This window comes from Moorena sp. SIO3B2, assembly GCF_010692525.1.
In the GTDB taxonomy this organism is placed as follows: Bacteria; Cyanobacteriota; Cyanobacteriia; order Cyanobacteriales; family Coleofasciculaceae; genus Moorena; species Moorena producens.
Genome location: NZ_JAAHHE010000069.1, coordinates 11,722 through 27,627, shown reverse-complemented (window position 1 = coordinate 27,627; position 15,906 = coordinate 11,722). Strand labels below are relative to the sequence as shown.

The window sequence follows — 15,906 nt, the reverse complement described above, 5'->3', positions numbered from 1 at the left end:
TCAGAAAAGTCTTCATGGGGGCGATGGATAAATAGAACAATCTCGATCTCCATCTTGACTTTCCATTCGGGATCACACATTACCATAGCTAGATCACAGGGTAAACCTACGGCTTCGGTGATCGTGCCATGGCTAACGCTTTTATGCCCTAAGGAGGATGGCGAGTGACGAATTCTCACCACTGGCAAGGGAATGGTGATCACACACTCATTAGGTCGGCGCATACTAGGAATCATTTCCAGGTAAGGTCGATAGGATTTAAGGAGTGCGATCGCACCATCATGGTTACTATACTCTGCTAGCCAAGCTTCGTAATCAGATTTCTGAACAGGCATCGAATTAAGCTGTTGCGCATTTAAATTGGATATTATTCAGTTACAAAAAAACCGTCAAACCCTATCCCATTCTCCTATTCCCCCCTTAATAAGGGGGGTTAGGGGGGATCCCTAAGAATTTAAATGAAGACCAGCTTAGCCCATAGTTTCAAACACTTTAAACATTGGTAAATACATAGATATCAAGATCACACCAACCATGCCTCCCAAAACCACAATCATAATTGGTTCCAAGATACTAGTTAGTGCTTTAACCGCTTGCTCCACTTCATCTTCATAGAAGTCAGCAACTTTCATCACCATAGAATCCAACTCACCTGTCTCTTCTCCAATACTAATCATTTGAATTGCTAGAGGAGGAAAAATGTTTTCTCGTTGTAAAGCGAGGCTAATCATCCCACCCTGTTGAATCTCATTTTTAGCTGAGTTAATAGCATTAGAAATTACCTGGTTACCCGCTGTATCTCTGACAATATCTAAGGAATTCAGGATCGGTACTCCCGAACGAGTTAAGGAGCCAAACACTCGGCAAAAGCGAGCTACAGAGCCTTTTTCATTCAACTCACCAAACAGAGGTATTTTCAACTGCAATGCATCAATCTGTAACTTACCCATGGGGGTTTTATAGTAATATTTAAAAGCTGTAACTAATACAATTATAACAGCAATGGGAATCAATACTTTCCAACTTCTGAGGATGCCGCTCAACCATAACATAAACTTAGTTAAAGCTGGCAATTCCGTTCCTAAATCTTGAAATATCCCAGCAAAGATTGGGATCAGAAACATCGTCATTGCCAGAAAAACCAGTAGAGCTAAGAATCCTACCACACTAGGGTAAGCCATAGCTGATTTGATTTGGTTTTGCAGCCGATTCATATCTTCCAGCAGCTTAGCTAATCGGTTGAGCACTTCATCAAGGACACCCCCAACCTCCCCAGCTTGAACCATACTCACGTAAAGATTATCAAAACAATCTGGATGCTTACGCATAGCATCCGATAGATTAGTTCCTTGTTGTACCTCAGCACTGATGTTCATCAAAGCCTTTTTCAGCTTAGGATTAGAACACTGTTCCCCTAATACCCCAAGACAGCGGACGATAGCCACACCAGCATTAACCATAGCGGCAAACTGACGAGAAAAGACCGCTTTGTCTTTGATCGTGACATTGGTAAATTTTTCGGAAAGGTCTGAGAGGCTAAAGCTAACATCTAAGCTTTTCTTGACGCTGCCAACAGCAGAATACCGATTTTCTAGGATGCTGCGGGCTTGTTCAGGAGTAGCAGCTTCAATTTTTTGTTTTTTGGATTTGCCTGATTTGTCCCGAACTTGAGCAATAAAAGTAGGCATGGCTTTTTTCTAGATTAAGTCTAATCGCAAATTTTATCGATCCAGTCCCTGCTTTCTCTAGACTAGCGGTAAGCCGTTGGCCGTTGGCCACGCTTCGCGAACAGCCCTCAGCCGTCAGCTTAAAATAAACATCGATTGGGATAATTTAATATTAAGAGATTTTAGAGAATTGAAAGTCTGGGGAAAAGCCGATCAAAGCCTATGCTGATACGCGACACGCTGATACGCGACACGCTGATAGCTGATAGCTTACGACTAGCGGGTTGCCTTTGCTCTAGCGCCCTTAGCATTCATCCCTCCAGAACCAGCAAGGATACGTTGCAATTCGTCTGGTTTAGAACTTTTGCCAACTGCTGCTTCCAAAGAGATCAAGCCAGATTTCACCTGATAAGCTAAAGCTTGTTCCAGGGTCTGCATTCCCAATTTCATACCGGTTTGGATAGCAGAGTACACTTGAGACGTTTTTCCTTCCCGGATCAGGTTAGAAATAGCAGGTGTCACTACCATGATTTCCTGAGCCATCGTCCGACCAAACTCACCGGGTTTAGGGTTTTTCTTCGGTACTAGACATTGACTAAAGACTGCAATCAAAGAGTTAGACAGCTGAGCTCGGATTTGAGCTTGCTGTCCAGATGGGAACACATCAATGATCCTGTCTACAGTTTGAGCAGCTGAGTTAGTGTGTAGCGTTGCAAATACCAAGTGACCGGTTTCAGCTGCGGAAATAGCAAGAGCAATTGTTTCCATATCCCGCATTTCACCCACCAAAATCACATCCGGGTCTTCCCGCAGTGCCCCCTTCAGGGCATTGGCAAAGCTCTTGGTATCTTCACCTTTTTGACGTTGGTGAATCAAGCTCTTGATGTTAGGAAACACATATTCTATCGGGTCTTCCACTGTCAGAATATGTTCTGCCCGAGTGCGGTTAATTAAGTCAATCATGGCTGCTAGGGTAGTGGTTTTCCCAGAACCCGTGGGTCCGGTGACCAATACCATTCCCCTTGGTCGTTCACTCATCGAGCGCACCACATCCGGTAAACCCAATTTGTCAAAGTTAGGAATCTTGGAAGACAACGCCCTCAAGCAAGCCGCATAGCAACCCCGTTCTTTGTAAACATTGACACGGAAGCGAGCCAACCCCTTGACACCATAGGAACAATCAAGTTCCCAGTTTTGCTCCAATTCCTTACGCTGTGAATTGTTAAGCATACTGAAAATCAATCGCTGACAGGCTTGAGGGTTCAGGGATTCGTCATCAATGGGTTGGAGTTTACCACTGACGCGGAAGTAGACTGGCGCACCCGCTTGGATGTGCATATCTGACCCCCCCATCTCAATCATCTGCTCCATCAAGTCTTCAATCATCAGTTCCATAATCTTCTCTGCCTTAAAAACGTCAGTAGTCGTTAGTGATTAGTCATTACTCAAAATAAAATAGCCAATTGTTCATTAACAATGGACTAATAACTAAATTAATTTTGAAAACGGGGTGTCATACAGTAAGGACAGTCTAGCCACTCCGCCTGTAATTGAGCTGAGCAAGTGCCACAGGTCAGAGAACTCTTGCGTTTAGCTTTAATTTCTGTCTCTAAGCCGGAATCAGTAAAGGTTACTCGTTCGACTTCTTCAAAGGTGGTGTAACCTTCCTGTACCAAATTCAAGCTATAGGCTAATATGGTGATCATCCCTTCCTCTACAGCAGCTTCCTTAATCCTTTCCGTGGGGGCACCTTGGTTGATTAAGGCTTGCAGGTTCTCAGAGACGCGCATAACTTCATAAACACCAACCCTTCCTTTGTAACCAATACCATTACAGGTTTGACACAGTGTACCAAGTGCCCTAGCTTCAACGATTTGCTCTGGTGTCAGGGTATTGGCGCGATAGATGGTAATCTCCCCATCCCTAGAGGCGGACAGACCATAGCGCGCTAGTTCTGCCGAACTTGGTTGGTAAGAAATGCGGCAATTGGAACAAACACGCCGCATCAATCGTTGAGCCAATACTCCCAGCAAGGCACCGGAAACCATGAAGGGTTCAACACCCATTTCATCTAAACGAGCGATCGCACCAGCCGCATCATTAGTGTGTAGAGTAGTCAAGACCAAGTGACCAGTCAAAGCTGCTTCAATCGCCGTTTTGGCTGTTTCTTTGTCTCGGGTCTCACCCACCAGAATCACGTCCGGGTCTTGGCGCAGAAAGGCTCGTAGAATTGAGGCAAAATCCATGCCTTTTTCCCGAATAACCTGGACTTGGGTAATCCCAGGTAAGGAATACTCAATCGGGTCTTCTGCAGTACTAATATTAACCCCAGGGTCATTACGTTCAGCCAGAATTGAATACAAGGTCGTTGATTTCCCCGATCCCGTTGGACCCGTCACCAAGATTAATCCAAAGGGACGCTTAGCCATTTCCCTGACCAATTCTAAGGTGTCTGGGTCTGTGATCAACTTATCCAACCCCAACTGGGTGGATTCGTTATCTAGGATCCGCAGAACCACCTTTTCCCCATAACGACTGGGCAAGGTATTGACCCTAAAGTCAACTTTTCGCCCCTGGAACATACGCCGAATTTTACCGTCTTGGGGTAAGCGTCTTTCCGCAATGTCGAGATCTGCCATGATTTTGAAACGAGCCGCCACCGCTGTATGTATTCGCTGTGGTAAGGCATCAAAGGCTTGACGCAGTACCCCATCTTTGCGATAGCGCACCCGCAACTGCTCCTCTTGGGGTTCGATGTGAATGTCAGAAACCCCTTCTTGTAAAGCCTTAGCCAGGATTTTGTTAACCAAGTTGATGATCGGAGCCCCACCTGCCTCATTCAAAGAAGAATCTAGGTCTGCTTCCGCTTCCTCTGGGGCATCCTGTAAAGTATCGAATGAGCCTAAATTCTCTAAATCCTCCTTTACATCTACGGATTTTTGTTGATCTAGTTGCTTTTGCCGTGCCAACTGATCGTCAAGATACTGACTAATGATTTGCTGATAGTCTTCCTTAGTGATGACCATCCGTTGCAACTTGATTCCCTGAGGTCGTAGAATCCGATTCAAATCATCCTGGGCTTCTAGATCATCAGGAGAAACCATTGCCACCAAAACCGATGGCGGCTCAGTTTCATGCTTAGATATGGGGAGCAGGTGATAGCGACGGCAAATATCAATGGGAATCAGGGTTTCGATCAAGCCACCGACTTGCTGAGTGGAAATATCACTAATTTCCGGATCTAGAGACTCAACACCAAAAAGAACTTTTAGTTCAAACAACTGCTGCTTCTTGTATTGACGGATCAAGTCCGGTGGTAACTGACGTCCGGTCATTGCTTCGACGACTTCCGTCAGTGGTCTTCCGGACTTGCGAGTTTCCAGCATTGCTTGCTGCATCTGGTCAGCATTAACGTAACCAGCCTGAATCAGTTTATTGCCAAATGGAGAAAAATCGTTACGGACTACTAGGGCGCGTCGTTGAGATGAGGAGTAAGTCATGACGGAATAGGAGCTCTCCTTACTTTACACAGTATTCCCAAAAGCCTTATGTTAACTAACATAGGAGTGGCTGCCACTCTGGTTATTTTTACCTTTTAGTTAGATTGACGGACTAGAATAATTTGTCGCAGTTAAATATTGCATTATACATCATAATAAAAACTCAGTCAAGTCATTGGCTGTATAATTATTATCAACCCCTAATCCATCAAGGTGGTTCACAATCTCAGATGCTAGATTTTGATTAATGACTGATTTAGCCACAACATTCAACTATGCAACAAGACCAGCCAAAGTATGCAACAAGACCAGCCAACGGAAGTAGCGCCATCAAGGACAGTGGTAAGGGTACAGGCCATAAGGATCTGATCGGCTACACTTCCAACAGCAGCATTCTTGCTGACGGAGGTGTGGAAGACCACACAGTTGAGGTAAGTTTACGGTCGGAGTAACTCTCAATCAGGTTAGAAACCAATGCTATAGTCGTTAGACTGAACGTGGTTAGTTTACAAAATTTGCTGGAAAATTGGTTGGCTAGTAAGAAATTATAGATAAACTAGCACTTTATTGAATTGGGATGAGTGGAGCATGATTGACGAAGCAAAACAGTCAGATAACACTTCGCAGCAGACAAACGAAGAGTCCACCACGGTACTCGAAGACAATCATGAGGCGGAAGCGGTAGCCGTAGCATCTGACTCAGATGTCAACCCTGAAGCAGCACAACCAACTGAATCCCCTGCTGCTGAAGCATCTGAGTCAGGGCTCAACGACCAAGAAGCCCAGACCGATGTAGCTGCAACAGCTACTACCGATGAATCACCTACCGAGGACGATGCCAAGATTCTAGAAACAATCAAGCAGGAAAATCAAGCCCTGAAAGCTCAACTAGAAGAGCGAACTCAGCAATGTGACTCCTTTAAATCTCAATACATCCGGATTGCGGCAGATTTTGAGAACTTCCGCAAACGGTCAACTAAAGAGAAAGAAGACTTGGAACATCAAGTTAAAGGAAACACGATCACTGAGTTATTGTCAGTAGTAGATAATTTTGAACGGGCGCGTACCCAAATTAAGCCTCAAAATGATGGGGAAATGTCGATTCACAAAAGCTATCAAGGTGTTTATAAACAGCTGGTAGACAGTCTCAAGCGCCTTGGGGTTGCTGCGATGCGACCAGAAGGGCAAGAGTTTGACCCCAATCTCCACGAAGCGGTGATGCGAGAACCAACGGATGACTATCCAGAAGGAGTGGTCATAGAACAGCTAATGCGGGGTTATTTACTTGGGGAGCGGGTGCTGCGTCACGCTATGGTGAAAGTAGCTGCTGCGGCAGAACCACAGGAAACCTCGGAAGGTCAGAAGTCTGCTGAGGCGGAAAATTAGCTGCCATTGATTGGTTAACCTTCCTTTGGTGTCAGCCTCTGATCATCCTACCAAAAGGGATGTAGCACCAAGGGAAGTTCTATTATTTTGAGCAACTCAACAAAAAATCAAACTAAAATAACTTTACTAACCGTTAAGCTGCAACCCTATGGGAAAAGTTATTGGCATCGACCTAGGCACAACCAATAGTTGTGTTGCTGTCTTAGAAGGAGGTAAACCCATAGTCATTTCCAGCTCGGAAGGTGGGCGAACCACACCGAGTATTGTGGGATTTGGCAAGTCAGGGGAGCACCTAGTGGGTCAACTGGCCAAGCGTCAAGCAGTGACCAATGCGGAAAACAGTGTCTACAGTATCAAGCGCTTTATCGGACGTCGTTGGGATGAAACCGCTACAGAGCGTTCCCGTGTTCCCTATACCTGTGTTAAGGGTCGTGATGAGACGGTAGATGTAAAGATTCGGCATCGCGAGTACACCCCTCAGGAAATATCGGCCATGATCTTACAAAAGCTCAAGGCTGATGCTGAAACCTTTCTTGGGGAACCAGTGACTCAATCCGTGATCACAGTTCCGGCCTACTTTACCGATGCGCAACGACAAGCCACCAAGGATGGGGGTACCATTGCTGGATTGGAAGTGTTGCGCATTATAAATGAACCCACTGCTGCTGCTCTTGCCTATGGCTTAGATAAGTTGGATCAAGACCAAGTTATATTGGTGTTTGACTTGGGGGGTGGTACCTTTGATGTATCAGTTCTGCAACTGGGTAATGGGGTCTTTGAAGTAAAGGCAACGTCTGGTAACAATCACTTGGGGGGAGATGACTTCGATAACGTGATTGTCCGCTGGATGGTGGAAAACTTTAAAGCCAAAGAGGGCATCAATCTCACCCAAGACAAAATGGCTCTTCAGCGTTTGCGAGAGGCGGCGGAAAAGGCAAAAATTGAACTGTCTAGCATGGTAGCCACCCCCATCAACTTGCCCTTCATTACTGCTGATGAAACAGGACCGAAACACTTAGAGATGGAGTTGTCCCGGGCTAAGTTTGAAGAACTATCCAAGGACCTGATTAACGCAACTATAGAACCGGTAAAGCAGTCGCTCAAAGATAGTGACCTCAAGCCAGAGGACATTGACCGGATTTTGCTGGTAGGGGGTTCGACCCGTATACCGGCGGTACAGGATGCCATTAAAAAGTTTTTTAATGGTAAGGCTACCGATCGTTCGGTTAACCCTGATGAAGCTGTGGCATTGGGAGCAGCAATTCAGGCTGGTGTTTTGGGTGGGGAAGTCGAAGATGTCCTGCTACTGGATGTTACTCCCCTGTCCCTGGGTATAGAAACCTTAGGGGAAGTGTTCACCAAAATTATCGAGCGCAATACTACTATTCCTACCAGTAAGTCCCAGGTATTTTCCACCGCTACCGATGGACAAACCTCCGTAGAAATCCACGTATTGCAGGGGGAGCGGGCAATGGCTAGAGATAACAAAAGCCTGGGAAAATTCCTGCTGACTGGTATTCCCCCAGCTCCCCGTGGTGTCCCTCAAATTGAAGTCACCTTTGAAATCGATGTCAACGGCATTCTTAAAGTCGCTGCCACTGATCGAGGCACTGGGAAAGAGCAAAGTATTGTGATTACCAATACGGGGGGATTAAGTCCAGCGGAGGTGGAACGGATGCGCCGTGAGGCAGAAGACTATGCTGACCAAGACCGCCGTCGCATGGAATTGGTGCAACTCAAAAACCAAGCCGATAGCTTACTATATAACTATGAATCTACCATCAAAGACCATGGGGAATTGATTAGCGCTAACCTTCAGGCTCACGGATTAAAGGAGCAAGCAGATCAACAAAAGCAGCACCTAGACACCATAATGACAGACCCCTCAATTGAGGTCGAGGAGGTGAAAGAAGCTATTGAAACTTTGCAGAAAACTGTCTTGGAAATTGGGGGTATCATTTACGCCAGTGCCAGCTTTGGGTCAGACCCGGAATTTATCACCTCTGACGAAACAGTTCAAGATTCAAATTCCAACGACTCCAGCCAAAGAGAACCGGATGCTCTAGGAGAATTTGTGGTTGATTTTGAGGATGAAACCTTAGAGGTGAATGTTGACTACGAAGCAGTTGATTACGGCAACAGCTCTCTAACAGATAGATAATTTAATTCGCTGCTTTGACTAGCTCAAGCCGACCGCGAGAGTATGGTCACAGAAGCAGGTGGCAATCAGCTGATTTTTTTGATAGACAATGATATAGGATGCAGGTAATGCTGAAATGCGCTTATGGTGCTTTGATAGCAATAACCTGAGGAATAACAATAGCCCCTACTATGTAAATGGAATACCGATCAGCGCTCTATGGCTGACTATTATGATCTGCTTGGTGTCTCTCGTGATGCCGACAAAGATGAAATTAAACGTGCTTACCGTCGCTTGGCACGGAAGTACCACCCAGATGTTAACAAAGAACCAGGAGCTGAAGAGCGCTTTAAGGAAATTAACCGGGCTTACGAAGTCCTCTCAGAACCAGAAACTCGAGCAAGATATGACCGTTTTGGGGAAGCTGGTGTTTCCTCAGGTGCGGGAGCAGCCTACTCAGATTTTGGGGATATGGGCTTTGCTGATATTTTTGAAAGCTTCTTCAGCGGCTTTGCTGGTGGTATGGGTCAGCAAACTGGTCGTCGGCGTAGTGGCCCGGTGCGTGGTGACGACCTGCGACTAGACTTGAAGCTGGCTTTCAAGGAAGCTATATTCGGTGGTGAAAAGGAAATCCGCATTCCTCACCTAGAAACTTGTAAAGTCTGTAACGGCACAGGGGCAAAGCCAGGAACTCGACCCCGCACTTGCCCAACGTGTAACGGTTCAGGTCAAGTACGGCGTGCTACTCGTACCCCTTTTGGTAGTTTCACCCAAGTCTCAGTCTGTCCTACCTGTAACGGTGAAGGTCAAATCATTGAGGATAAGTGTGAAGCCTGTGGTGGTGCTGGTCGTAAACAAGAAACCAAAAAACTGAAAATCACCATTCCAGCAGGGGTGGATAATGGCACCAGGCTACGGGTTTCTAAAGAAGGGGATGCTGGATTACGTGCTGGTCCACCAGGAGACCTATACGTTTATCTATTTGTAAACGAAGACAGCCAGTTTCAGCGGGATGGCATTAACATTCTGTCTGAAATGAAAATTAGCTATTTACAAGCCATTTTAGGCTGTCTTATCGAAGCAGAGACAGTAGACGGTCCAGTGGAATTAACTATTCCACCCGGTACTCAACCCAATACTGTATTAACTTTAGAGAATCACGGTGTCCCCAAATTGGGCAACCCAGTCAGTCGGGGCGATCACCTAATCACGATTTTGGTAGATATCCCCACTCGAATTACCGCTGAGGAAAGGGAATTGCTAGAGAAGCTAGCGAAAATTAAGGGTGAGCGCACTGGTAAAGGTGGTATAGAAGGATTCTTGGGAGGGTTGTTTGGCTCATGAGTACACTAGCCTCCTCCCAGATCAGTTCATTACCTGATGATCAGCTGGATCTGCGGGGTACCCCTTGCCCGATTAACTTTGTTCGCACTAAACTATATCTAGAGAAAATGGCTCCAGGTGCCCTATTAGAAGTGTGGCTCGACCCAGGAGAACCCATTGAACAGGTTCCTGATAGTCTGACTATGGAGGGTTACCCGATAGAGGGCGTTGAAGAACGCGATCGCTATTTTGCTCTGAAGGTGCGTCGTCCACACCAGCATCTTCATGATTGAATTAGAATACACTAATTCATCAAACTTGTCAACCCCTTGGCTGGGTACCGTGCTGGCGGTTCAGGCAAATTTCTATCAGGTGCGTTTAGATCAGTTGAAGGTTGACAAGTTGGAGGTTGTAGGTTACGAAGATAACCTTCAAGCAAATAACCTACAACCTTCAAACCTCTTATGTACCCGTAGAGCCCGGTTGAAAAAAATTGGCCAGCAAGTCATGGTGGGAGACCGGGTTCTAGTAGAGGAACCTGACTGGGCTGGTGGACGAGGGGTGATTGCGGAAGTGCTGCCCCGGACAAGCCAGCTCGACCGCCCACCAATCGCCAATGCTCAGCAAATTCTGGTGGTTTTTGCTCTGGAAGAACCGACCCTGGATGCTTATCAGCTGAGTCGGTTTTTGGTGAAAGCAGAATCTACTGGTTTCAAGGTATGTTTGTGTCTGAATAAACTTGATTTAGTAACACAACAGCAACAGCAGGATTGGCAACAGCGTCTGGAAGCATGGGGTTATCAGCCAGTCTTGATCAGCGTTCATAATGGTACTTGTTTAGCACAACTGACTGACCTGTTGAGTCAGACAATCAGCGTTATGGCTGGTCTTTCCGGTGTCGGTAAATCGAGTCTAATTAATTATCTGATTCCAGCAACAAGGGTCCGGGTGGCAGCAGTGACTGGTAAACTGGGTCGAGGACGCCACACCACTCGCCATGTAGAATTATTTGAGTTGCCTAAAGGTGGTTTTTTGGCAGATACCCCCGGATTCAATCAGCCTGACTTGACTTGTTCTCCTGAGGATTTAATCTATTACTTTCCAGAAGCAAGAGAGCGTTTAGCCCAACACCGCTGTCAATTCAGTAATTGCCTACATCGGGATGAGCCAAACTGTGCTGTGCGAGGAGACTGGGAACGGTACCAGCATTATCTGGATTTTTTAGCAGAAGTGATGGCACGGCAAGAGGCTTTGAAGCAAAAAGCTGATATCGAATCCAGTATGAAGTTAAAAATTAAAGCTTCTGGTCGGCGTCAATACGAACCTAAGCTAGAAACAAAAAAATACCGCCGTCGCTCCCGCCGTACTCAGCACCAGAACCTAGATGAACTCTATGACGATATGAGTCAATAACTCACCGCTAAGTCCTATGGGACTATAGCGGGAGCTTGTTAAAAGCTCGTAGTTGACCAGTCTAAGTTCTATAAGAACTACGTTATTCCTAAGTGTTAAAGTTCCTACCTGAGGATGCGTAGCTAGTCTTCAGCTCTAGAACCCGGTCGTTAAACAGGTGTATTTGGGTTAAGCCAGTGCGACTAGGAAAGTACCGAGGAATAACATTGACTAAGCTAACTTAACCCTAGTAATAGGAGTAAACACAATTATGCGTGTCTTTGTACTCAACAAGAACCGACAACCTTTAGATCCGTGTAAACCTGTAAGAGCTAGGATTTTACTTTCGTCAGGAAAAGCGAAGGTCTATCGTCGTTACCCATTTACCATAATTTTGACGGAGGAAATAAAACAGCCAATAACTCATAATCACCAGCTCAAAATAGACCCTGGAGCAAAAACAAGCGGTTTAGCTATTATTCAAGGAAAGCGAGTAATTTGGGGAGCAGAACTCACCCATAGAGGTTTTCAAATACGAGATTCTTTGATCTCTCGCAGGCAGTTAAGACGCAGTAGACGGAATCGTAAGACTCGATACCGCAAGCCCAGATTTCTTAATAGAACCAGACCAGAAGGTTGGCTAGCTCCTAGCTTAATGTCTAGAGTTCAAAACATTTTAACTTGGGTTGAAAGGTTGAGTCGATTGTGCCCTATTACCGGCATCTCTCAAGAATTAGTCAGGTTTGATACTCAAAAACTGCAAAATCCTGAAATATCTGGAATCGAGTATCAACAAGGAACACTTTATGGCTATGAACTCCGAGAATATTTACTTGAAAAATGGAATCGTAAATGTGCTTATTGTGGGACGACAGGAACTCAATTAGAAATTGAGCATATTAAGCCATTATCCAAAGGTGGCTCTGATTGGCCTTTCGGCCACGCTACGCGATCGAGTTTCTAATTTAGCGATTGCATGTCACCCATGTAACCAGGCTAAATCTAATCAAAACATTGAACTTTTCTTGTCTAAAAAGCCTAGTATCTTGAGACGCATACTAAGTCAAGCTAAACGCCCTCTGGCTGATGCGGCTTCTGTCAATACAACCCGATGGAAGTTGTACCACGATCTCAAGTCAACAGGGCTACCTGTTGAAGTAGGTAGTGGCGGATTAACCAAATTCAATAGGTGTAGTCAAAATCTTCCGAAAACTCATTGGTTGGATGCGGCAAATGTCGGGAAAGTCGAAACATTGATTATCGAAGTAACCAATCCTTTGATAATAACCGCCAAAGGACATGGCACTCGTCAGCTCTGTAGAACCAATAAGTATGGGTTTCCCACTCGTCATTGCTCCAGAATCAAATTTCACAAAGGCTTTCAAACAGGCGACATCGTTCGTGCTGTAGTAACCAAAGGAAAAAAGATCGGTACCTATATAGGACGGGTCGCAACCAGAAAATCAGGGTTTTTCAATATCTCAACTAAATCAGGATTGGTGCAGGGCATCAGTCACAAATATTGTCAATTTATTCACAGGAAGGATGGTTATGCTTATACGACTTAGATCCTGTCCTCCCTTTCCTGAGTGCCTGTCACCTGGGGGAACCCCAGGTGTTTATATGGCACGTCTCACCGCTAAATCTCGCGATTATAGCGGGAGACGACCGGGAGGCAGACAGATGAAGGATGAAGTATGAATACTTCATCCTTCAACCGTTTAACTTCTCCGTTTAACTTCTAAGGCTAACCCCAAATGTTTCCTCTAGGGCTTCTCGCACTTTCTGATGTACTGGCTCGACTTCTGCATCAGTAAGAGTGCGATCGCTAGCACGGTAGATTAGCCGAAATGCCAAACTTCTCTGTGCCTCAGGAACAGACTCCCCTTTATATTCATCAAACAATTGCACTGACTCCAACAAATTCCCCGCAGCTTTGCGAGTTGAACGTTCGATTTCTGCCACTGACACTTGTAGTGGTGCAAAGAACGCAATATCCCGGTCAATGGCTGGGTAGCTGGAATAGACTTTGAATCGGGGAGTCAGAATTTCATCGCGATCAAGAGCCTCTAGAATTAGATCCAAGTCCAAATCAAATACATAAACCTGATCGGGAAAACCTCTTTCTGAGCGTAGCTGGGGGTGCAACTGCCCAAATTTTCCTAATTTTTCACCTTGCAACCACAAGGATGCAGTGCGTCCTGGGTGAAGACGGGGATCGCTGTGGTCTGGTTGGTATTCTACTGTCAGACCGCAACGGGAAAACACACTCTCTAGTACTCCCTTAGCCTCGTACCAGGTCATGGGTTCGGAATGCCCTCCCCTGACCCAGTTACCTTGGGTGATATTTCCCCCTAAAATCCCGGCAATAGCATCAGCTTCTGCGAAACCCTCTTCTGGTCGCCAGAAGATCCGACCAATTTCAAAACCGTTGAGTACACCGTTGCCTTGCTCGATATTGTACTGACAGGCATCAATCAGCCCTGATAGTAAATCCGTCCGTAGGGATGAGTATTCCGTAAACAGGGGATTATCGAGACGAATTTGGGTCTGTTCCTCTGGCTTGACCAAGGAATACTGGACTAATTCGGTCAACCCAACTGCACGGAATTGCGATCGCAGTTTTCGCTTTAAAAATTCCTCAGCAGATAGATAACCTGGTTCAGTCTTGTCTGGTAAGCTATCACAGAAGTTGTCATAGCCGTAGAGACGGGCAATTTCTTCAATTAAATCAATTTCCCGCTCTAAATCCCGGTAGCGGTAGGGCGGTACAATCACTTTCCATTGGGGAGAATCTTCGGTGCAGCGCGGTTGTAGTTGACATCCGAGGGCAGTAAGGATTCTTTCCACATCTTCTGGCAGGATTTCCCCAAGCTCCTCTGCCTCATTAACTGGTCCTAAAATCTGATTGACACGGTCAAGACGTAACTCAATCGAACGTGCCCAAGTGGAGGGGTCAGGGCGCTGGTCAGCAATACTCTGGGTTGTGGGGGTACCAGCAGCTAACTCAGTAATTAATGCGATCGCTCTTTTACAAGCAATATCCAATTCTGCTTGATTGACACCACGCTCATAACGGGCAGATGATTCTGTCCGTATGCTTTGACTGCGGGAAGAACGACGAATAGTCACTGGATCAAACAGTGCTGCTTCCAAAACAATAGTTTGGGTGTTGTCGTTCACTTCTGTGGCTTCCCCACCCATAACCCCAGCCATAGCAACCGGTTGGTCGTTAGCTGTGATCAGTAACGCTTGTGGTTCCAGGGAACGGGTTTGACCATCAAGAGTAGTCAGGGATTCCCCACTGTTAGCAAAGCGGACACCAATGGTCAGGTTTTCGACCCCAGCAACAGCTTGCAAGCGTTCCCGGTCAAAGGCATGGAGGGGCTGACCCCATTCCAAGAGAATGTAATTAGTGACATCCACTACATTATTAATCGGTCGCACTCCAGCGGCTTTCAAGCGCTGTTGTAACCAATCCGGAGAAGGACCAATCTTCACCCCTTCAATCACAGTGCCAATATAGGCGGGGCAAGCTTTCGGTTCAGATACTTTCAAGGTCAAGGCATGGGATGCTTCTGGAATAGACACCTCAACAGTTTCTGGCAAGCTTAAGGATGCCCCAGTTAAGGCCACTACTTCTCTGGCCACGCCCACCATACTTAGAGCATCCGCCCGATTAGCCGTAGACGTAACATCAAGAATGATATCAGTTAACCCCAGTAAAGGACGAGCATCACTGCCTAGGGGTATAGTTTCTGCCTCGAAAATATGAATGCCAGCGGATTCCTTGGCCAAGCCCACTTCTGCTAAGGAACAAATCATCCCTTCTGAGCGAACACCTCGCAGTTTTGAGGCGCGAATTTTCAAATCAATAGTTGGTAGGTAGGTTCCGATGGTGGCCACCGGCACGTAAATGTCTGGTCGGACATTCGACGCACCACAAACAATATTCAATGGGTCACTCCCACCAATATCCACTTGACAAACCCGAAGCTTATTTGCATTAGGGTGAGGCTCTACCTCCAGAACCTTGCCAATCACCACGCCATCGGCCAGGGTTCCCAGGTCTTCAATATCTTCTACCTCAAACCCAGCCATAGTTAAGGTTTGAGCTAGCTCTTCTGGTGTCAGAGTTACCTCTACTAGTTCTCGCAGCCAGTTTAACGATATACGCATGGACTCCTAAATTTTTTTGCTGAACTCTAATATAAGGTAATAAATAAGGTGCAAGTTGCCGGTTACTTCCACCGTAAGCATATGCGCTACAGATGGTGCTACTTGAGGTGCAGTCAGCGGTCAGCCGTCAGCTTATTTTATTCAAAAGCTGTTCCCTTAGCGTGGCCAAAGACCAATGGCACCTCAAGTAGCGTGGGCATAAGCTGATAGCTGATAGCTGATAGCTGATAGCTGATAGCTTACCTTCCACCGAAACATTTTTCTATTGTGATGGGCATAACCCCTTAAGGCTTGACAAAAGTACACTATCTATGGTCAA

General features: G+C 46.0%; 10 protein-coding genes and 2 pseudogenes. 7 read left to right on the top strand and 5 right to left on the bottom strand.

What is annotated here, in order from left to right:
• The 4 genes and pseudogenes from F6K38_RS17045 to F6K38_RS17030 all read right to left on the bottom strand — a co-directional run.
• A pseudogene (locus F6K38_RS17045) lies at positions 1 to 335 on the bottom strand (hypothetical protein); the annotation flags it as partial.
• 135 nt (positions 336 to 470) lie between these two features.
• Positions 471 to 1,688: a type II secretion system F family protein gene (locus F6K38_RS17040; RefSeq protein WP_009149224.1), complete on the bottom strand. Its 1,218-nt coding sequence runs from the start codon at positions 1,686 to 1,688 to the stop codon at positions 471 to 473.
• A gap of 255 nt (positions 1,689 to 1,943) precedes the next feature.
• Complete coding sequence (locus F6K38_RS17035) at positions 1,944 to 3,062, bottom strand: type IV pilus twitching motility protein PilT (RefSeq protein ID WP_009149225.1); 1,119 nt, start codon at positions 3,060 to 3,062, stop codon at positions 1,944 to 1,946.
• Positions 3,063 to 3,160: 98 nt separating this feature from the next.
• The gene (locus tag F6K38_RS17030; protein WP_009149227.1) at positions 3,161 to 5,167 is read right to left on the bottom strand and encodes a GspE/PulE family protein; all 2,007 of its coding nucleotides are present in this window, start codon (positions 5,165 to 5,167) and stop codon (positions 3,161 to 3,163) included.
• 275 nt (positions 5,168 to 5,442) lie between these two features.
• On the opposite strand from F6K38_RS17030, the gene F6K38_RS17025 reads away from it, so the two are divergent.
• The 7 genes and pseudogenes from F6K38_RS17025 (at position 5,443) to iscB (ending at position 12,976) form a co-directional block, all read left to right on the top strand.
• Entirely contained in the window at positions 5,443 to 5,619 is a 177-nt protein-coding gene (locus F6K38_RS17025; protein ID WP_009149229.1) for a hypothetical protein, read from the top strand.
• A 136-nt stretch (positions 5,620 to 5,755) separates the two neighbouring features.
• Positions 5,756 to 6,553, top strand: a complete 798-nt coding sequence (gene grpE, locus F6K38_RS17020; RefSeq protein ID WP_009149230.1) for a nucleotide exchange factor GrpE — start codon at positions 5,756 to 5,758, stop codon at positions 6,551 to 6,553.
• Positions 6,554 to 6,701: 148 nt separating this feature from the next.
• Positions 6,702 to 8,714 carry a molecular chaperone DnaK gene (gene dnaK / locus F6K38_RS17015; RefSeq protein ID WP_287356999.1) on the top strand — a complete coding sequence of 671 codons (2,013 nt, stop codon included), beginning with the start codon at positions 6,702 to 6,704 and terminating at the stop codon, positions 8,712 to 8,714.
• Between the two features lie 198 nt (positions 8,715 to 8,912).
• Complete coding sequence (gene dnaJ, locus F6K38_RS17010) at positions 8,913 to 10,037, top strand: molecular chaperone DnaJ (protein WP_009149232.1); 1,125 nt, start codon at positions 8,913 to 8,915, stop codon at positions 10,035 to 10,037.
• Positions 10,034 to 10,309 carry a sulfurtransferase TusA family protein gene (locus tag F6K38_RS17005; RefSeq protein WP_009149233.1) on the top strand — a complete coding sequence of 92 codons (276 nt, stop codon included), beginning with the start codon at positions 10,034 to 10,036 and terminating at the stop codon, positions 10,307 to 10,309. The genes dnaJ and F6K38_RS17005 overlap by 4 nt, the downstream gene beginning before the upstream one ends.
• The gene (gene rsgA, locus F6K38_RS17000; protein ID WP_287356998.1) at positions 10,302 to 11,429 is read left to right on the top strand and encodes a small ribosomal subunit biogenesis GTPase RsgA; all 1,128 of its coding nucleotides are present in this window, start codon (positions 10,302 to 10,304) and stop codon (positions 11,427 to 11,429) included. The genes F6K38_RS17005 and rsgA overlap by 8 nt, the downstream gene beginning before the upstream one ends.
• Positions 11,430 to 11,679: 250 nt before the next feature.
• Positions 11,680 to 12,976: pseudogene (gene iscB, locus F6K38_RS16995) on the top strand (RNA-guided endonuclease IscB).
• Between the two features lie 166 nt (positions 12,977 to 13,142).
• Here the strand turns inward: iscB and pheT are convergent.
• Positions 13,143 to 15,587: a phenylalanine--tRNA ligase subunit beta gene (pheT, locus tag F6K38_RS16990; RefSeq protein ID WP_009149251.1), complete on the bottom strand. Its 2,445-nt coding sequence runs from the start codon at positions 15,585 to 15,587 to the stop codon at positions 13,143 to 13,145.
• Between the last annotated feature and the right edge of the window lie 319 nt (positions 15,588 to 15,906).